The organism is Amycolatopsis arida (assembly GCF_900115565.1).
Taxonomy (GTDB): domain Bacteria; phylum Actinomycetota; class Actinomycetes; order Mycobacteriales; family Pseudonocardiaceae; genus Yuhushiella; species Yuhushiella arida.
In genome coordinates this window covers 80402-99064 of the sequence record NZ_FOWW01000013.1, presented here as the reverse complement: position 1 = coordinate 99064, position 18663 = coordinate 80402, and the positions used below count along the sequence as shown (strand labels likewise).

The following is an 18663-nucleotide window of genomic DNA, read 5'->3' as shown; positions in this document are numbered from 1 at the left end:
GTCACGCTGGCACAGTGCCGGGCCAGAGCGGCCGCGGTCAGCAGTCCGATGAGTCCTCCGCCGAGTACCAGCTGGCGCGTGAACCGCTGACCGATCCGCAGGCGGCCGAGTTGGCGCGAGCGTTCAAAGCGCTGGCGGACCCGGTCCGGCTTCGACTGCTCTTGTTGATCGCCTCCCACGCGGGCGGCGAGGTGTGTGTGCGACCTGACCGACGCCTTCGAGCCGACGGGGCCGACGATCTCCCACCATCTCAAGGTCCTGCGCGAGACGGGCCTGCTCACCAGCGAGAAGCGCGCCACCTGGGTCTACTACCGGGTGGTGCCAGACGTGCTGCAACGTTGGTCGGCGGTGCTGATGCCGGGCGAGCACACAGTGGAAGTGTCGGCGTGACCACGACCGACAGGCCGGCCTTCGCCGCGGAATCGCGCGGTCCCGGTCTCGCTGGTGGCGATCGCGGCTGGGGCCGCGACCACTGGGTGGCTGCTCTGCTTGATCGCGATCTGACCAGCGTCTTGACGCAACTGATTGGTTGCCATACTGTCGCAACCACCCAGTTGCGAAAGGAGCGTTTCGAAGATGACCACGCCCGATGACTTCACCACCGAGTTCATCGTCGACCACACGCCGGATGAGGTGTTCGCGGCGATCAACGATGTTCGTGCCTGGTTCAGTGAGACCATCACCGGCGCGTCCGCCGAGGTCGGCGATGTGTTCTCGTTCGCCGACGAGGCCATCACGTCGGGTCGGATCCGGGTCACCGACCTGGTTCCCGGCCGCCGGGTGGCCTGGCACGTCGAGGACGCCCACGACGAGTGGAACGACACCACGATGACCTTCGAGATCACCCGGGGCGAGGCCGGGACCACGCTGCGGTTCACCCACCACGGCTTGACCCCGGCCAGTGCGTGCTACCGGGCCTGCTCACAGGGCTGGACCGACTGCGTCAACACCAGCCTGCGCGCCCTGATCACCACCGGCACCGGTCAGCCCATCCCTGCGTCGGTCGCCCCGTGAACACCGTGAGCCCGAACCGGACCAGGCTGGTGCTGATCGTGCTGTTCCTCGGCACGTTCATCCTGGGGACCGCCGAACTGATCGTGCCCGGGATGTTGAACCTGATGGCCGCCGACCTGGACGTGTCGATCCCGGCGGCCGGGATGCTGGTGACCGCGAACGCGTTGGGGCTCGCGCTGGGCGGGCCGGTCCTGACCGCGTTGACGATCAGGCTTCCCAAGCGGACGATCCTGAGCGGCGCACTCAGCCTGTTCCTCGTGGCGAACCTGGTGTTGGTGCTGACGGACGACTACAGCCTGTTCCTCGTGGCGCGCGTGCTGGCGGGTGCGGCGCAGGGGTTGGCCATCGCCGCCGCGTTGGAGGTCGGCACCTCGATCGTGCCGCCGGAGCGGATGGGGCGGGCGATCGCCGTGGTCATCTCCGGATTCTCCGTGTCGGCCGCGCTGGGCGTGCCGCTGGGCACGTTGGCGGGACAGTCGTTGGGCTGGCGGGGGACGTTCATCGCGATCGTGGTGCTCGCCGCTCTGACGCTCGCCGCCGTCATCGCTGTCGTGCCGCCCGTGCCCGCCAGTGGCGGCGGTATCGGCAGTCAGGCCAGATACGCCTTCGCGCCGCGGGTGCTCGCCGTGCTCGGCTTCTGTTTCTTGATGTGCGCGGCGGAATTTGCCGCGTTGACCTACATCGTGCCGTTCCTGGAGCAGGTCACCGGCGTCTCCGGCACGTTGATCAGCGTTTTCCTGCTGGCCTACGGTGTGGCGACCGCGTTCGGCTCGTTCGGCGGCGGCCGGTTCGCCGACAGCGACGCCCCGCGTGCGCTGATCATCGGCAGCTGTGGCCTCGCGATCTCCCTGCTGGTGCTGTACCTGGCGGGCGCGATCGCGGCAGTGGTCGTGCTGGCGCTGCTCGCGATGGGGGTATTCAGCATGGGGATGGTGTCTGTGATGCAGTACCGGGTGGTGAGCCTCGCCGGTCCCGGCGCCCAGCTCGCCCAGTCACTGCCCGCGTCGTTTGCCAATCTCGGTGTCGCGCTCGGTTCGACGGCGGGTGGCATCGCGATCGGCGGCTTCTCCACCGCCGCCGCGGTGCTCACCGGTTTCGGCTTCGCCTGCGCGACCGTGGTTGTCGCCTGGGCGACCAGCTTCCTCAAGCCACCAACGGTGAGCGGACGCCCCCTCCCCGAGAAAGCGCCCGCAGCGGTCCAGACTCAGTAGACCAGGCCGAACTGGAGGAACAACACCGACTCGCCCAGATTGACCAGCATGACCCAACAGGATGCCGTCACCGTCGGCATCCCGATGCTGAGCCCCATCGCCGCGACCAAGAAGCGCGAGCGGCTGGCCGATATCCACCTCGCGTTCGGCATCGCCGTTGTTTTCACACTCGGTAGCGCGCTCCTGATCTGGCGCCGGCTGCGTGTGGAGTCGTAACCACTACCGGTTACCCTAGAGTGGTGACCGCCGAAAACGAAGGACGTAGAATGGGTATTCCTGATCGCATCGAGCGGACCATCGAGGTCGCCCACACGCCGACGAAGGTGTGGGCCGCGCTCACCACCGCCGAAGGCCTTGGCAACTGGTTCGGCGATTCCGCGACCATCGACCTGCGGCCGGGTGGCCCGGCCAAGGTGATGTGGGACGGCGGTCACGTGATCGATCTGACGGTGGAACGGGTCGAGGAACCGACCGTGTTCGGCTTCGCCTGGAAGATGCCCGGCCTGCCGGAGAACGACCCGTACCACACGCACGTCGAGTTCACCCTGGAACCGATCGCGACCGGCACCCGGCTGCGCGTGGTAGAGACCGGGTTCGCCCAAATGCCGGCGACGATCGCCAGCAATGAGTTCGACGGACACACCGATGGCTGGCCAAAGGAACTCGGCGAACTGGTCGACTACCTCGATGCCGCCTGACCAGGAGACGATCGCCGAGCAGGTCTTTACCGCGCTGTCCGATCCGAGCCGCCGCGCCATCCTGTCCGCGCTGGCGGTGGCCGGCCCGGCCACCGCGACGGATCTGGCGAATCGCCTGCCCATCACCCGGCAGGCGATCGCCAAGCATCTCGGGCTGTTGACGGAGGCCGGATTGGTCAGGGCGGAACCTGGAGAGCGGCGCCGAGTGCGGTACCACCTGCAATCGGCGCCGATGCGGGTCGCCCAACAGTTCCTCGCCGCGCTTGCCAGGGACTGGGACGGCCCGCTCAGCGCATTGAAGGACCATCTGGACCGGGACCCGGGAGCGTCGTGAGGAGCGCGAACGCCACGTAGAACTTCACGAACACGAGGACTCCTTTCCTTGTGGTGGCGCGGTGTCACGCGCGGATCTGGGCGAACGCGCGGGGTGGCAGGGCGGTGGTGGTCCAGCCGTAGAGGGTCGAACCTGGCGGGCGTGGGTGCGGCAGTAGAAATCGAAGGCGCCGCCCTGGCCGAATGGGTGGCGCGGCGGTGGCAGTAGCGCGGGGGCCGGCCGTTGCCGAACTCGGTTTGCCACGTGCACGCGCGCAGTCGGCGGCCGACCGGATCATCGACCACCTCGGCCCCAAGCTCGCCTTCCAGCCGCGTAGGCGGTTCCGCCAGGACACCGTGCTCATCGTGGACGGCACTCTCGTGCCCACCCGCGACCACAGTGGCCGAGCAGTCGAAGAACTACCGCTACTCGACCAACCACCAGGTCGTCATCGATGCCGACACCCGTCTCATCGTGGTGGTCGGCCGACCGCTGCCCGGCAGCCGCAACGACTGCCGAGCGTGGGCGGAATCCGGTGTGAGCTGGAGGCGCGGAAGCAGTCCGCGGCGGTGCCCCATCTGGACGATGCCCCGGGCCCGACGCGTTGTCGGTGGACTACCAGGCGTTGATGAGGAGCGGGGCGGTTGCAGTGACGGGTCAGGGGGTGATGGCGTACTCGGTGAAGTGGCCACAGGCGGTGAAACCGAGGCGGTGGTAGACGGGTTCTCCGTCGGCGGATGCCTGCAGCACCGCGGTCTCGTAGCCCGCGCCGCGGGCAGTGTGCAGGGTGGCCAGGGTGATGGCGCCGCCATAACCACGGCGGCGGTCAGTGGCGAGCGTGGCGATGTTGTAGATCCCGGCGACACCCGCGTGCGGGAAGACCTCGGCCGAGCAGACGGGACGGTCGTCGACGTAGCCGACCAGGTAGCGGGCGGGGCAGTCGGCGGTGAGCGCCAAGTCGGCGGCGTCGGCGAAGAACCGGCGCACCGTGGCGGCGGGCGGGTTCCAGTTCGCAGCCAGCACCGTAGCGTAGTCGGCGAGCTGCTCCGGAGTGGTTGCCAGACGGATCTCCAGGCCGTCGACGTGCGCCTCGGGGAGAGGACCGCGCAGATCCTTCCACATGCCCGTCTCGGTCTCCGACGCCTCCAGGCCGACGGCCTCAAGAGACTCGGCGAGATTGCCCGGTGTGGAGGCGGGGCCCACCCACCACGAGAAGGGGCGGCCGGTGGCGGCCAAAGTCCGGGCCGTCTCCGCGGCGCGGGTCGGGGCGGTGTCCGGGACGAAGCGGGCCGCCGCGACGATGTTGAAGGTGTCATCGGCGAGACCGCTGTCGGCGATCAGCAGGTCGCCGGTCTCGGTGACGGACGCGCCTTTCAGGTTTCGGTGCAGGTGGCAGGCATGCTCGGCGAGATTCTGCTCCATCGCGAGCGGAAGGTCGGATTCATTGATCGACGGGATATCCATTAGCTTCATGATGATCCATTCCAGCATGCCGGCTGGGGTACTCGCAGGTGCTTATTCCGTGCCTGCGAACGGGGCCGTCCAAGAGCTGCCCACTGGAGCAGGATGAGCATGTTGGCAGTGAAGGCGCGGTGTGGCGGGTCGCGCGGCGGAGTCGGTCAGTGCGCGAACCTCGTGGTTGACGCCTCGGACGCAGTCCTCACCCAGGACACCACCGTGGTCACACAACCCGTTCCGGGAGCAGGCGCGGCGGACAGCGTTGTCCCGTTCCGGCCGCCCATCAGTCAGGTCCGCCCTGCCCGTCGGATCGGCTCTGACAGGTCGAGGCATGGTTTCGGGACAACCCTTAGACGAAGATCGTCCGCGACTGCTCAAGGCAGATGCTGGCTGCGGCGTTGCAGGCCGAGGCCGCCGCCTACATCGCCGCAGCCAGCTCACGAGGTTGACGAGCACGGCCGTCGGCTGGTGGTCCGCAACGGCTACCACGCCGAACGGGAGGTGACCATGGCCGCTGGCGCGGTCCGGCGCGGTCCCGGTTCGACAGCCGCGGACCAAACGACAAGAGCGTCGACGAGGCGACCCGCGGGGGGCGGATGCGGTTCTTCTCGGCGATCCTGCCGGCCTGGGCATGCAGGTCTCCGCACGTGAGTGACGTGCTGCCGCGTCAAGGTCGATGACCAATCGGCGGGCAGGCCCGCATCGGGCGGCCCCCCAGCTGACCGATGCGGAACTGGTCACTCTGGCCGTGGCCCAGGCACTACTCGGGTTCACTTCCGAGACACCGCCCGGGGGCCACCGAGGGGGTCCGTTAGTTCGCGGAGCTTCCGTGGCGCGGGGCATATCGTGCACACCCCGGACCTGTTCGACGGGATCATCCCCGAGAGCATCGAAGCCGGCCTCGCGCTGATTCGCGAGCTCGGCGACGAGCTGGACCGGCGGGCCGACCGCGCGGTCGCCGACCTGCCTGGTGAACTGGTCTACGGGGGCTTCTCCGCGGGGAGTCGGTGGCCCAGCGCTTGGCCCAGACGCGACCGGGCGCGCTGGGCGCCTTGCTCTATGAGTCCTGCATCCCGGTCACCGGCGAGTGGGCCTTCGGGTCATGGCCCGAAGGCCCGCCGGTGCAGATCCACGGCGCTGAGGGCGACGAGTTCTTCGGCGAGGACCTCCCCGCTGCCCGCGAGCTCGTCGGGATCGCCGGACCAGAACTGGCCGAGCTCTACTCCTATCCCGCAAGCGCTCTTCGCTTCACCGACAGGACCGTCTGCACACGCTCGGACTCGACGTTGTCGACCGTGTAACCGAGCCCGGCCTGCTGGTCCACGAAATTCGAATACAGCGCCGGCGCCGACCAGAACGAGGAGCCAGCCGACGAGCACCCATCATGCGTTGCGCGCGAAGAACCTGCCCGATCGTCCCAGCACCGAGGTCGTCGCTTCGCGCTCGTCGTGTATCCGGGTCACAGCGGTGAACGTCCAATCCGTTGGTTGGCCGTGGTCTCCGCACCCTCGTCAGTCGGTCGACCTAATCGACAGCAGTGCCGCCAAGGTGGCGGTGTGCCTGCTCGTACTCGAACTGCGGGTCGGCCCCCGCGTGCAGCAGCAGCCCGTCGATGGCGGCCGAGACCACCATCGCGACACCGTTCGCGGGTAGGCCGCCGGGTAGCCGTCTTTCCTCGAGGTCGGCGCGGGCACGCTCGGCTAGTTGCCGGCGGTACTCGCGCAGATGTCCGACGAACCCGTCCCGGAGCACCTCGTCCCGGGTGGCCCTGCATCAGTGCCAGGTCATGTTGATCGTGCGTTCGAAATTGACGTACCCGATGCGCTGGAAGGCGTTCGCCATGGGAGTGTTGCCAAGGTCCGTGGCCGCCCGGATGCGCGGGACGTCTTGGGTGTTGAGGATGCGGGTGCCTTTGGTGAGGATCTCGTCGATGTAGCCGTTGCCTCGGTGCTCGGGCAGTACGGCGACGTAGCCGATGATGGGATTGTAGTCGTTGCGGGCCGGGGTGACGAACCCGACCGGCTGGCCGTCCGGCAGCGTCGCGATCCGCCACCAGTCCCGCGGGCTCCGGTAGTGCGCGAGTTCGTCTTCATAGTGTCTGACCGCCGCCTCGCGGGCGGACATGCGGGTCAGGTCGTCGCGGCTGTGCGCGTCCAGCGTCCCGTCCAGGACCAGGGTCATCAGGGCGAGGATTTCCTCGGTGTCGCGGACCGGCCGGAATACCAGACGCCCGCTCGGCTCGGGAATCGGTGTCCCGGGATGCCACTCGAAACGCAGCCGTTCGACGAACAAGTGAGCACCGGTCCGTTCCAGGACGGCTATGCGGTCCTCGACTACGCGCTTGGTCACCTCGCTTTCGCGCCAATCGGGTGGGACGCAGCGGATGTACTCGGGTGGGCGGCCTGCTGGGACTACTTCGGCCATGGCGGTCTGCAGCAGCCGCACGCCGATGTCCACGCGGTCCGCGCTGCTGTCGTCGATGTCGAAAATGTCCAGGAGGAATGGTGAGTCGTCTCCGGCATGACCCCACCAGGCGAGCCTGGCCAGCAGGTGGTCACCGCGAAGGGCGACCCACATCCATTCCGGCCTGCGACGGCCGGCGGGGAGGTCGTCGGCCAGTTCCTCGTTGAGGACGTAGGGCAGTCGGGTGAAGAGGCAGAGTTCTTCGCGCCCGGTAATCGGGCGCATGGTCAGGTCGTTCTGTTCCACGGTAAGGCACGCTCCAGGGAAGGCGCCCTGTCCGTTCCGGGGTCAGGCGTGGTCCGCGCCCCGGGAGGACACAAGCGCAGTGATCATGGGCATCATGGGCTTATCCCTCCTCTCGGTGTCGTGGCCCTCGGTCCTGTGGACCGGGGCCTGCCGCAAGATCTATCCGATCACGGTCCTCCGCGCAAACCCTTTTCCGCGATCACCGCCCCAAGCACGCCGGAGGCGCCGGGCCGGGCTCTGGTCGTGCATCAGGTCCGCATCGCCGCCGCGCACTCGGCTTCAAGGGGTTTTCGTTGGCCAGCAGGCGGACCTGCTTCTTCAGGGTGTTGTTGTCGTCGCCTACCGGGCGAGGTCTTCCTCGGTCCAGTGTGTCCGCAGATCGCGGATATGCCCGAGGAGTTCGCCGATCTGTTTCCGTTGGGCCAGGATCTCTTTGTGGGCGCCTTGAGCGCGTCCTCACCGTTCAGCGCGCGTTCTTTCCATGCTGTTTCCAGTGCGTCGTCCTCGTTCTGTCGGTCTTCGATGCGACGACCCGCGGCCCGGCTCGTCGCGCCCTCAACCAGAGCCCAGGACCTCATCCCCATCGACATCCACATCCAACTCTGGGACACCACCCCACAACTCAACAGCGACGACCCCACCCTGGCCCCACTGACCCTGCGGTGCCCCAGCGGCCACCTCGTCCTCGGCTCCCCCACCGGCGACGCCACCACCATCCCCCGGCCCAGCTGATGGAGGCGCTGGTGGCCGAGCGCCGCCCCGACCGGCCGGTACCGCCGATGGCCGGTACCGCCGCGGTCGGGGCGGTTGTGCATCTGCTGGCCACCGCCCTCGAGGAGGGCCGGGACCTGCCCTCGATGAGCGGCGTCCTGGCCGACAGCTCCTATCGTCTGCTGCCGGCCTGACGTCCCGGCCTCACTTCAGGTGCCGGGCGAAGAACCGGTTCCCGGCGTCCCCCTCGAACCGCGGGACGCCGGTGTGCCCGCCCATATTGGCGTGCAGCGTCTTCTCCTTGGAGCCGAAGGCGTCGAACAGGTCCAGGGCCAACTGCCGGTCGTTTCCTTCGTCGTCCCACTGCAGCAGGACCTGCAGCGGAATGGTGACCTGCCGGGCCTCCTCGAACATCGTGCGGGGCACGAAACTCCCGGCGAACAGAAGGGCGGCCGAGATGCGTGGCTCGACCACCGCCAGCCGGAGGCCGATGGCGATCACCCCTCCCGCGTACCCGACCGGGCCACCGATCTCGGGCAGCGAAAGGAGGGAGTCCAGGGCGGCCCGCCATTCCGGGACCGCCTTGTCGACCAGCGGGAGGACGAGCCGGTCGACGATCTCGTCGTCGACCGGCTCGCCGGCCTCCAGCGCCCGGCGCAGGTCGGCGCGGGCCTCCTCGGCGGCGGCGGAACGAGGCCGGTCACCGCTCCCGGGGAGCTCGATGGTGGCCGCGGCGAAGCCCTCCGCCGCGGAGTGCCGGGCCCGGGCCACCAGTCGGGGGTACATCTTGCGCAGTCCGCCGGGGTGGCCGAGCAGGATCAGCGGGGCCGGTACGGATGCGGGCGTCCACAGGATGCCCGGGATCTCGCCGAGGGTGAATTCGCGTTCAACGACACCGTCGTCGAGGCGCTGTTCGGAGGTGACTCGCATGGTCGTGCCTTTCGGGAGTGCTCGTGAACGGCGCTCCCGGACGACCTATCGCCCGACCGTGACCCCGGAGGGAGCACCCATGTCGATACGTTCACGGGTACCACCTCCTCGTTCTCTCGCACGGCCTCCGGAAAAGTAGCAGTGGTCGCCGCGGTCCGCCAACGGGTTTGCGCAGACTTCGTGGCCGGATGCCACGGAGACCGACGCCGTCCGTACCGCCTACCTGAACGGCCGACCCATCGCCGCCCGTGGCATCACCGGACCATTCGGCGAAGCAACGCCGGCAGCACACGTTGGTAGGCAGTGCCGAGGGCGCGCGCGACCAGTGCTGCCACCCGCGCGTCGGCGCCTACCAGTACCTGTGCCCGGCCCGCCCGCACCCCGCGGAGTATGGTCGCGGCGGCATCGGCGGGTTCGGTGCGCGCGACCACCCGGTCGAATCGTCGCAGCACCGCGGCTCGATCTTCGTCCGCGGCGTACGACCCGTTACGCATGATCGCGGTGCGAACTCCGCCAGGGTAGACACCGGTCACCACAACAGGATAGCGACCGAGCGACATTTCTTGCCGCAACGCCTCGGTGAACCCACGCACGGCGAATTTCGCGGAACAGTACGCGGCGTGCGACGGCGCCGCCACCAGACCGAACGCACTCGATACCGGAACGACGTGACCGACTCGCCCTTGATTCGTTGCGATCAGCTGGGGCAAGAATGCCTTCGCGGTGTTCACGACGCCCCAGTAGTCGACATTCATCACGTGCTCGATGTCGGTAAACTCCGAACTCAGAACACTCCCGGTGTGGATAACTCCCGCCACGGCGAAGACCGCGTCGACATGACCGAGCGTGGCGACGATCTTGTCGGCGTAGTCGGCCATCGCGTGCCGATCGGTGACGTCCACCGTGTCGGCCACGACCGCCCGCGCCCGCCGACACAGGTCACGGGTGCCCTCGACCGCAGCGGCATCACGATCCGACAGGGCCAGGACGCTGCCCTGGTCCGCGAGCGCGACGGCCAGGGCCCGACCTATGCCAGAGCCTGCCCCGGTGATCACCGCGACCCGCCCGGTGAAGTAACCCACTGTGACTCCTCCGACTCGACGCCCCGTGAACCTTTCGGCGAGAGGGGATCGCCGCCCCCGTCGCGGTTGTGGACCTTCACCTCCGTCAGAGCGGAAGCCCGTCGGGAATCCCGCCGCGTGGGTGAACTGGATCCGAAGGCGTTGCGTGCCCACCGGGGTGAACCGAACGACAGTGTAGTTGGCGCGGCGTGGCCAGCGCCTTGGCGTGTACAACGGCGTTCAACCACGAACTATCGATCCAGTACTGGACGTTGTAGAACGACGACGCCAGGTCCCGGTTGCCCGCCCGGTCGTCCCGGAACCACAGCCGCACCTCGTCAACGTTTCCTGGCGCACGGGGTGATCGCGTTGTCGAGCTGTGCGAGATCAACAGTCTCGTGCCGGGCACCGAAGTGCTGGTGGCCGCCGGCACCACCGAGCCGATCGAGGACGTCGAACGATCTTGAGACAGGATGCCGAAAGGACGGCCTTGCCTACGACGTGGCGACGGCACGAGCCGACAGCGAACGAGACAATCGAGGCGGCGGTGGCCAGGGGTGACACCGCCCGGTCACCGGACGACGGCAGGAGTCAGCGCGTTCTCGATCAGCTTCCGCGGCCTGCCGGAACCGTCCGCGGGCACGGCCCACACATCGCCGCGCAGGTTGCCGGGCAGCACGTACAGCAGCGTGTCGTCGTCGAGCCACACCGCCTGGTCGTACCGCGGCGGGGTCGTCGGGGTAGGCCGCCGCGGTCACGGTCGACCAGACGCCGAACGCGGGTGCCGCCGGCTCGGTGCCGGCGAGCCGCTCGGCGAGGACCGCGGCCACATCCGCGACCACGGGGCTGTGGAACGCGCAGGCTACCGGGATGCCCTCCGCGGCGTGCCCGGCGGCGCGCAGCGCGTCGACCGCCGCGCCGACCGCCACGGTCGGCCCGGAGATCACGCACTGGCCGGGCGCGTTGTGGTTGGCGATCACCACGGACGGATCGGTCAGCACACCGGCCACGGTGTCGGCATCGGCCTTGACCGCGGCCATCGTGCCGGGATCGCCGCCGGCGGCGGCCAGGATCGCCGCCGCCCGCGCGGTGCTCAGCTCGAGCAGCGTGCCCGTGTCGAACACACCCGCCGACCACAGTGCGGTCAGCTCGCCGTAGCTGTGCCCCGCGGCCAGATCCGGGCGCACGCCGAGGGTGCGGAGCAGGTCGTGCACGGCGGCACCGGCGATTCCGAGCGCGGGCTGCGCCACGCGGGTGTCGGTGACGGCGGCCCGCTGCCGCGCCCGGTCCCGCGCGGTGAACGCCGCGGGCGGGAACATCGCCGACACCGTCCCCGCGTCGGCCTGGTGGAGCACCCGGCGCAGCCGGGGAAAGGCGACGAAGAGGTCGGTGAGCATGCCCGGTCGCTGGCTTCCCTGCCCGGGAAACAGGAACGCGACCTTGCTGACCTCCGCCGCCGGGTCGCGGCGGTGGTGGATTCCGGCTCCGCCGGCACCGGCCCGCGCCCGCTCGAGCCGGGCGGCCAGGTCGTCGAGATCGTGCGCGACGAACGCGGCCAGCACGGGGCCTTCGGAGTCGGCGCAGCAGCCCGCCGCCAGGTCCCGCAGCGGCCACGGCCTGCCCGCGGCGTCGTTCGCGGCGATCCGCTCGGCCAGCCGGTCCATCGCCTGCCGGGCGTGCGCCGCGTCGACGCCCCGGAAGAGGAAGAGCTCGGCGGGCCACTCGTCGAGGCCGTGCGCCGGCTCCGGCGCGCCGGGGTAGCCGGCGAGCACGGCGTGGAAGTTGGTGCCACCGAAGCCGAACGCGCTCACCCCGGCCACCCGCCGCTCGGGCGGGGCCACCCACGGTCGCGCCTCGGTGTCGAAGAAGAACGGGCTGGTGTCGGCTTCCCAGAAGGGGTTCGGCTCGCGCAGGTGCAGCGTCGGCGGCCGGATCCCGGTGTGCACCGACCTGGCCGCCTTGATGAGCCCGGCCAGTCCGGCGGCGCACTTGGTGTGGCCGATCTGCGACTTGACCGAGCCCAGTGCGCACGCCGCGGGCGCGGTGCCGGCGAACAGCTCGGTGAGGGTGGCCAACTCCGTGCGGTCGCCGACGACGGTGCCGGTGCCGTGTGCCTCGACGAGCCCCACCTCGCCGGGCTCGATCCCGGCCCGGGCGTAGGCCCGGGTCAGCGCGCGGCGCTGGCCTTCCGGGCGAGGTGCGGTGAGCCCGAGCGAGCGGCCGTCGCTGGAGCCCGCGACCGCCTTGAGGACGGCGTAGATCCGGTCGCCGTCGCGCTCGGCGTCGGCGAGCCGTTTGAGCACGACGCAGGCCACACCCTCGCCGAGGGCGATCCCGTCGGCCGTGGCGTCGAACGTGCGGCAGCGGCCGGTCGGCGACAGTGCCCGCACCGAGGAGAACATCAGATAGTCGTTGATGCCGTTGTGCACGTCCGCGCCACCGCACAGCACGAGGTCGCTGCCGCCGGTGCACAGTTCCTTCGCGGCCAGGTCCACCGCGGCCAGCGAGGCGGCGCAGGCCGCGTCGACGGTGTAGTTCACCCCGCCGAGATCGAGCCGGTTGGCGATCCGCCCGGCGATCACGTTGGCGAGCACGCCGGGAAAGGAGTCCTCGGTCAGTTCGGGCAGGTGCGCGTCGAGCTCACCGGGCAGCTCGCCGTGGTAGCCCGGGTACAGCGAGCGGAAGCCGTAGGTGTTGGCCAGATCGCTGCCCGCCTCGGCGCCGAAGATCACCGAGCAGCGTTCCCGGTCGAACTCCCGGTCGGCGTACCCGGCGTCGGCCAGCGCCCGCGTGGCCACCTCCAGCGCGAGCAGCTGGACGGCCTCGATACTGCCCAGCGACGTCGGGGGGATGCCGTAGGCGAGCGCGTCGAACGGCGTCGCCGGCAGGAAACCGCCGCACGTCGACGGGGTGCGCCGCCCGGCGAGGGCCGGATCCGGGTCGTGGTAGAGCGAGGTGTCCCAGCGGTCGGGCGGGACGTCGCCGACCGCGTCGACGCCCGTCACCACCGTGCGCCAGTACGCGGCCAGGTCCTTCGACTCCGGGTACACACAGGCCATGCCGACGATCGCGATGTCGAGTGGGTCCGCCGACGGCTCGGGCCTGGCGGGCCGGGCGAGCTCGGCCGCGCGGGCGGCGAGCATCCGCTGCGCGCCGGTGGTGACGTCGGCGTGCAGGGCCGCGATCGTCGTGGTGCCGGCGCGCAGCGTGGCGACGTCGCCGATCATGAACATGCCTTCGCGGTGCTGCTCGTCCGGGCCGACCCGCTCCAGGCCGTCCGGAGTGCGGCGCAGGCCCTTGCTCGCGGCGCGCGAGTCTGCCCAGGTTGAGCCGCTCCAGCTCGGCCCACCTGTCCTGCGCGGATACCTCGTCCGCCAGCAGGCGCTCCCGGCTGCGGGTGAAGGTGTCGACATACGGACTGTCGGCGCAGCGGGTGGTGTGCCCCGGCGAGGTCTCCAGCAGGACGGTGCGGGCACAGTCCAGTGCCACCCGCTGGAACTCGGGCTGGATGGCGCCGCCGCCACCGCTTCCTCGGTGAAGAGATACGCGGTGCCCATCAGCACGCCCACCGCGGACCCGCGCGCGGCGAGCGGGGCGGCCGCGGCGACGACCATCGCCGCCGAACGCGCGTCGTGCACCCCACCGGCGAACAGCACGTGCACCGTGGCCGGATCGGCGCCCGTCTGGTCCAGGTAGGCCAGCAGCCTGCTGATCTGGGCCTCCCACAACGAGAAGCTCCCGCGCGGCCCGGCGTGCCCGCCGCATTCCCGGCCCTCGAACACGAAGCGGCGAGCCCCCTCGCGCAGGAACCGGTCGAGCAGGCCGGGTGAGGGGACGTGCAGGTGGGTGCGGACACCGGCCGCCTCCAGTGGTGCGGCCTGCGCGGGGCGGCCACCGGCGATGAGCGCGTAGGGCGGCCGGACCGCGGTGAGCGCCGCCAGCTGCGCCGCCCGCAGCTCGGGTGGGACGAAACCGAGGATCCCGGCGCCCCACGGCCGGTCGCCGAGGAGATCGGCGGTCTCGGTGAGCAGGCGCCGGGTCTGCTCACCGGTGGACAGCGCGAGCGCGAGAAACGGCAGTCCACCCTCGTCGGCCACGGCGGCCGCGAATGCCGGCTGGTCACTCACCCTGGTCATCGGTCCCTGCGCGACCGTGTCCGGCCCTCGTCGGTCCGCTGTGGACAGTTGCGCCGAGATCGCGGCGCGGACGGCCCGGATCACGCCGCCGGTGCCGCGGTGCCGATCGGCCAGCCCCGCGGCGAACGCTCCGTCCTGACCGACGGGAAGCAGGTGGGTGCGCAGGTCGCGGGCGCCGAGGCAGTCCGGGAGCCGGGTGGCGAGCTCGTCGGTCGGCAGGTCGGGCCGGACGAACACGCGGTGCCCCGCGACCACGGTCGTCTCACTGCCGTCCATCGCGCGGATGGCCGCGGCGACCGGCTCCGGCAGCCCCGCCTCGGCGGTGAGGGCCAGCTGCGTGTCGAGCACCACCCCGGCCGCACCCCCGGCGACGGCGGCCGCGGCGGTGTGCGGTCCGATCCCACCCCACGCCCACACCGGCGCGTCGACGGCCGGGTCGGCCAGCACGCGCTGCAGCAGGATGAAGGTGGTCGTCGGGCCGACCGACCCGCCGGCTTCGCACCCCTTGGCGATCACCCCGTCCGCGCCGGCCCGCACGGCGTCCAGGGCCTGCTCGGGGGTGGTGGCCTCGGCGAGCAGGCGCGTCCCGAGCCGGGCCCGCCACCGGCCGAGCCGTTCGGCGTGGTGATCACCGTGTCGACGGCTTCGGGAAGCTCGGTCGGCGGCAACGGACAGCGGGCGGACACCCGCACCCCGTACGGCCGGCGCACCTCCTCGGCCATCGCGGCGAGCGCCGCGCGGGCCCGCGCCGCGTCGTGCCCCAGGTCGAGCACACCGATGGCTCCGGAGCGGACCGCGGCCGCGGCCATTCGCGCGTTCGGTTCCGCGCACGGAGTCACCGCGATGACGAGATCGCGCCAGGCCGGCAGCGGGGCCACATCGCCCTCCTATTGGGGAATGCACCCGACGGAAATCGGTGTCGCGATCATCGGGCCGCGGGTGAAGAATGGCAGGGGACCGAATAGTGCGGCGACGCCCGCGGACGTGTCAATGCCGGTTTTCGGCTCCCGAGCGCGTCGGCCGGCTCCGCTGCGCATCGGCACCGCGGGCGCCAAAGCCCTTGTCCCGCAGGTCATCGCCGCCGCGGAGCCGCGACCGGGCACGGGCGCGCGAGCAGTTCGTATACCTTTCCGGCATGGCGACCTGCGAATGTGGCATCAACTGTTGCCCTGCCCCGGTGGGGCTTACACATTGGGCTGATGACTACCGCCCGCACTCGGCCACCCGCCCCGACCGGCCGTGGCGTCCGGATCTGGTTTCTCCGGGCGGTCGCAGCGAGGTGACCGTGTACCGGGTCCCCGAGCCGGCCACGCTCACCAGCGCCACCGTCACGCCCACCACGTTCACCCTGCGCTACCCCGACGGCCCCCGGGACGCGGAGTCCCTGCTCGTCGATCCCCGCACCAATCGGCTGTACGTGGCGAGCAAACGCGGCTCGGACGGCACGCTCTACCAGGCGCCGTCACCGCTGCGCACCGACCAGCCCAACGTCCTCACGCCGGTATCGGCCGCTCCGGCCTATGCCACCGACGGCGCCTACTCCCCCGACGGCACGTCCTACGTCCTGCGCACCGGCAAGCCGTTCGGCCCCCGACATCGCGCACGTCTACGACACGACCGGCTCGCTGCGGGCGCAGGTCACCTTGCCCAGCCAACGGCAGGGCGAGTCGGTCAACTACTACGACCACACATCGCTACTCGTCGGCTCGGAACGCGACACCCAGGTCTGGCTGGTTCACCTCCCGCCGCAGGCGACCTCCCCGGCCAGGCCGATCCCGACCGTTGCCGGTCGGCAGTGACGGCACTGAGCGTCGCCGGCCATGCCCCGTCCGGCCGGCGCGGCCTGGCGGGGTGGAACCGGTCGGGCTCGCCCGTGGCACGGTGTTCAGGAGTGGGCCCGTGCTCGACGGGTAGCCGCGCGTAGGGGTTCGCCCGCGTCGTAGAGGTGGCGCAGGACCTGGGCGTAGGAGGCCAACAGCCCGCACTGGCTGTACGAGATGCCGTGCCGAGCGCAGAACCGCTGCACAAGGGGCTGTGCTCGGCGCAGGTTGGGTCGCGGCATGCTGGGGAACAGGTGGTGTTCGATCTGGTAGTTCAGGCCGCCGAGGAGGAAGTCCACCCACCGGCCACCGATGACGTTGCGGGAGGTGAGGACCTGCTTGCGTAAGAAGTCCAGCTTCTCGTCCTTGGCCAGGATGGGCATGCCCTTGTGATTCGGGGCGAAGGAACACCCCAGGTACACACCCATCAGCCCTTGGTGCACGACGATGAACATGATCGCCTTGAGCGGGGACAGCACGAGGAACACCGCGACCAGGTAACCCGTGACGTGGGTGATCAACAGCCCGGCCTCGAGCCAGGGGGTGCCCACCTCACGGCGCAGGACGGCGCGGACGCTGGCGATGCGCAGCATCACCGCCTCGGCGAGCAGCAGCGGGAAGAACAGAGCCGCCTGATGACGGGCTATCCACCGGTACACACCGCGCTTGGTGCGAGCCTGCTCCCGGCTGAAGGCGAGCGCAGGGAGTTCGATGTCGGGGTCGTCGTCTTCGTGGTTGGGATTGGCGTGGTGCCGGTTGTGTTTGCCAACCCACCATCGATAGCTGATTCCGGTGACCGCACCGTGCAGGAGGCCGACCAGGTCATTGTGCCGACGGGATCGGAAGATCTGCCGGTGCCCGGCGTCGTGGCCGATGAACGCGAACTGGGTGAGCACCACCGCGAGGTAGGCGGCCGTGAGCAGTTGCCACCACGAGTCGCCGAGCCACACGAAGGCGCCGACGCCCGCGGCCAGCAGCACGGTGTTGACCGCGATCCTTACCGCGTAGTAGCCATAGCGCCGGCGCAGCAGGCCCGTGCGCTTGACCAGCTGGACCAGTGCCGTGAAGTCACCGCCCCGCCCCTCCCTCGATGGTGGCGCCAGGGAGCCCTCAGTAGTGGTCATCGCAGGTAGAACCCTCTCGCCAAACGGAACGTGTCTCTCATGACGTCGGCATCGCTGATCCGGTGATTCCCGGTACGGAACGAGTCAAACGTCCGTTCCGTCCTCCAACCCGCTCGGCCTGCTCCGCCGCGCCTACCAGCCGGCCTTCACCCCTGGGCGTCGCCGAACGCCCAGGCCCGCGGTGCGATCGCCGTCGCGCCCACTGACGACGACCACCAGTAGCGCACCGATGACCGCGCCAGCAGGGGTGTCGGAGGTCCCCTGGCGGTGCTCGACCTCGGTTACCGACCGGCTCGACCCAGTGCGCTCGACGCGCCCCCGCTCCCACGGCACCTCCTCAGCGAATGGGGAGCCGCTCGTGGCAAGGCCTGGAGCGCGGCACGGGCCTCGGCCGGGGAGACGGTGCCGCGTGGTCGGCGCACGGCCACGTGCGCCCGTGCCCGGCGGGCGATCTGACCGGGGTGGAAGCCACCATCGACGTCGCGTCGTGGCACGCCTCGGACCGGGAGGCGGCGACGACGTTCTTCCGCACGTCAACGCGCGATCTGCACGAGGCCGGCCACAGGGCTGGAGCCACCCAGATCACCCTGGCGTCCATCATCGGCATCGCCGTTCCATTCCGCCCGTCCGTCCAGCCACAACGATTCCACTGGTATCTTGGTGTGGTGGGCGATGACATCTGGGGCAGATTGGCTGACCAATTCGCCGATGATGCCTATGCCTCAGTGAAGGGGTACGTGCGCACCTATGTAATGCACCAGCAACTGCTGGAGCATTTGCCACCGCCTCCAGCGCCCGTGCTCGATGTCGGCGGCGGCGCGGGCCATCAATCGTTTCCGCTGGCCCAGGCCGGCTACGACGTAACATTGCTCGACCCGTCGTCGGCGATGCTGGACAAAGCTCGACAGCGACTCCAGCGGCTGCCAGCCGAGGTCCAGCGACGGGTGACGCTCTTGCCGGCCGACGGCGAGAACGCCGACGACGCGGTGAATGGTCAACGCTTCGCCGCCGTGTTGTGTCATGGCGTGCTCGGATACCAGGAGCAGCCGGGGCCGCTGGTCAACCAGTTGTGCCGGTGCGCCGCCGCCGGTGGCGTCGTCTCGATCATGACGGGCAACGCCAAGACGACGGCGGTGCGCCCGGCCTTGGAACGGCGCTGGGCCGACGCCCTGGCGGCCTTCGACGCCAGAACCGGGATCGGCGTGCTGGGAGTGCCGAGCCGAGCCGACACGGTGGAAGAACTCAGCGAGCTCATCCGGAGCCGTGGCGTGGAGCCACTGTGCTGGTACGGGGTATGGCTGTTCGTCGACTGGCTCGAGTTCAGCGGAGCCGAGTTGGACCCAAGCGATGCACAGCAGGTAGCGGCGACGGCCGCAGTCGAACTCGAAGCCAGCCGACGAGACCCCTACCGCCAACTCAGCCGCGTCTTCCATCTCGTGGGACGCAGAGGTTCGAGCTGACGGGACAACAGCGGTCAG

At 70.0% G+C, this 18663-nt stretch carries 18 protein-coding genes and 3 pseudogenes; 13 read left to right on the top strand and 8 right to left on the bottom strand.

The genetic code is table 11. The features are described 5' to 3' along the window. Positions 1-71 precede the first annotated feature (71 nt). From BM051_RS26765 to BM051_RS26740, 8 genes and pseudogenes are all read left to right on the top strand, one after another. Positions 72-390 (top strand): annotated as a pseudogene (locus BM051_RS26765) (ArsR/SmtB family transcription factor). After that, positions 387-593 carry a hypothetical protein gene (locus BM051_RS28760; protein ID WP_134046392.1) on the top strand — a complete coding sequence of 69 codons (207 nt, stop codon included), beginning with the start codon at positions 387-389 and terminating at the stop codon, positions 591-593. The pseudogene BM051_RS26765 and the gene BM051_RS28760 overlap by 4 nt, the downstream one beginning before the upstream one ends. Further along, entirely contained in the window at positions 577-1014 is a 438-nt protein-coding gene (locus BM051_RS26760; RefSeq protein WP_092536377.1) for an SRPBCC family protein, read from the top strand. The genes BM051_RS28760 and BM051_RS26760 overlap by 17 nt, the downstream gene beginning before the upstream one ends. Further along, a complete protein-coding gene (locus tag BM051_RS26755; RefSeq protein WP_092536374.1) occupies positions 1011-2225 on the top strand; it encodes an MFS transporter in 1215 nt (404 codons plus the stop codon). The genes BM051_RS26760 and BM051_RS26755 overlap by 4 nt, the downstream gene beginning before the upstream one ends. A gap of 48 nt (positions 2226-2273) precedes the next feature. Continuing rightward, on the top strand, positions 2274-2441 hold the full coding sequence (locus tag BM051_RS29295; RefSeq protein ID WP_166677865.1) for a hypothetical protein: 168 nt from the start codon (positions 2274-2276) through the stop codon (positions 2439-2441). 50 nt (positions 2442-2491) lie between these two features. Further along, positions 2492-2923 (top strand): SRPBCC domain-containing protein, encoded by a 432-nt coding sequence (locus BM051_RS26750; protein WP_092536371.1) that lies wholly within the window; start codon positions 2492-2494, stop codon positions 2921-2923. Continuing rightward, on the top strand, positions 2913-3257 hold the full coding sequence (locus tag BM051_RS26745) for an ArsR/SmtB family transcription factor (protein ID WP_092536368.1): 345 nt from the start codon (positions 2913-2915) through the stop codon (positions 3255-3257). Before BM051_RS26750 ends, BM051_RS26745 begins: the two co-directional genes overlap by 11 nt. A 251-nt stretch (positions 3258-3508) precedes the next feature. Next, a pseudogene (locus BM051_RS26740) lies at positions 3509-3773 on the top strand (transposase); the annotation flags it as partial. Between the two features lie 120 nt (positions 3774-3893). Here the strand turns inward: BM051_RS26740 and BM051_RS26735 are convergent. Next, positions 3894-4727, bottom strand: coding sequence for a GNAT family N-acetyltransferase (locus tag BM051_RS26735; RefSeq protein WP_243859860.1), 834 nt, complete (start codon positions 4725-4727; stop codon positions 3894-3896). Between the two features lie 323 nt (positions 4728-5050). On the opposite strand from BM051_RS26735, the pseudogene BM051_RS30145 reads away from it, so the two are divergent. Next, a pseudogene (locus tag BM051_RS30145) lies at positions 5051-5359 on the top strand (IS256 family transposase); the annotation flags it as partial. 342 nt (positions 5360-5701) lie between these two features. Beyond that, the gene (locus BM051_RS26725; RefSeq protein ID WP_092536365.1) at positions 5702-5995 is read left to right on the top strand and encodes a hypothetical protein; all 294 of its coding nucleotides are present in this window, start codon (positions 5702-5704) and stop codon (positions 5993-5995) included. A gap of 223 nt (positions 5996-6218) precedes the next feature. On the opposite strand, the gene BM051_RS26720 is transcribed toward BM051_RS26725, so the two are convergent. Beyond that, on the bottom strand, positions 6219-6446 hold the full coding sequence (locus tag BM051_RS26720; protein WP_092536362.1) for a hypothetical protein: 228 nt from the start codon (positions 6444-6446) through the stop codon (positions 6219-6221). A gap of 21 nt (positions 6447-6467) precedes the next feature. Continuing rightward, positions 6468-7403 (bottom strand): GNAT family N-acetyltransferase, encoded by a 936-nt coding sequence (locus BM051_RS26715; protein WP_208326034.1) that lies wholly within the window; start codon positions 7401-7403, stop codon positions 6468-6470. A gap of 522 nt (positions 7404-7925) precedes the next feature. Here BM051_RS26715 and BM051_RS28750 point away from each other — a divergent pair. Both BM051_RS28750 and BM051_RS29290 read left to right on the top strand, forming a co-directional pair. Next, on the top strand, positions 7926-8135 hold the full coding sequence (locus tag BM051_RS28750) for a hypothetical protein (RefSeq protein ID WP_134046390.1): 210 nt from the start codon (positions 7926-7928) through the stop codon (positions 8133-8135). An 11-nt stretch (positions 8136-8146) separates the two neighbouring features. Beyond that, complete coding sequence (locus BM051_RS29290; RefSeq protein WP_166677864.1) at positions 8147-8308, top strand: hypothetical protein; 162 nt, start codon at positions 8147-8149, stop codon at positions 8306-8308. A gap of 10 nt (positions 8309-8318) precedes the next feature. Here the strand turns inward: BM051_RS29290 and BM051_RS26705 are convergent, their stop codons facing one another. The 5 genes from BM051_RS26705 to BM051_RS26685 all read right to left on the bottom strand — a co-directional run bounded on the left by BM051_RS26705 (position 8319) and on the right by BM051_RS26685 (position 17185). Further along, entirely contained in the window at positions 8319-9044 is a 726-nt protein-coding gene (locus BM051_RS26705; RefSeq protein ID WP_092536356.1) for an alpha/beta hydrolase family protein, read from the bottom strand. A gap of 254 nt (positions 9045-9298) precedes the next feature. Then, the gene (locus tag BM051_RS26695) at positions 9299-10126 is read right to left on the bottom strand and encodes an SDR family NAD(P)-dependent oxidoreductase (protein ID WP_092536353.1); all 828 of its coding nucleotides are present in this window, start codon (positions 10124-10126) and stop codon (positions 9299-9301) included. Positions 10127-10599: 473 nt separating this feature from the next. After that, complete coding sequence (locus BM051_RS26690) at positions 10600-14778, bottom strand: beta-ketoacyl synthase N-terminal-like domain-containing protein (RefSeq protein WP_341770882.1); 4179 nt, start codon at positions 14776-14778, stop codon at positions 10600-10602. Then, positions 14754-15119, bottom strand: a complete 366-nt coding sequence (locus BM051_RS30555) for a hypothetical protein (RefSeq protein ID WP_341770881.1) — start codon at positions 15117-15119, stop codon at positions 14754-14756. The genes BM051_RS26690 and BM051_RS30555 overlap by 25 nt, the downstream gene beginning before the upstream one ends. Before the next feature lie 1007 nt (positions 15120-16126). Further along, on the bottom strand, positions 16127-17185 hold the full coding sequence (locus BM051_RS26685) for a fatty acid desaturase family protein (protein WP_092536350.1): 1059 nt from the start codon (positions 17183-17185) through the stop codon (positions 16127-16129). 344 nt (positions 17186-17529) lie between these two features. Here BM051_RS26685 and BM051_RS30755 point away from each other — a divergent pair, with 344 nt between their 5' ends. Then, on the top strand, positions 17530-18645 hold the full coding sequence (locus tag BM051_RS30755; RefSeq protein WP_424923316.1) for a class I SAM-dependent methyltransferase: 1116 nt from the start codon (positions 17530-17532) through the stop codon (positions 18643-18645). Positions 18646-18663: the final 18 nt, after the last annotated feature.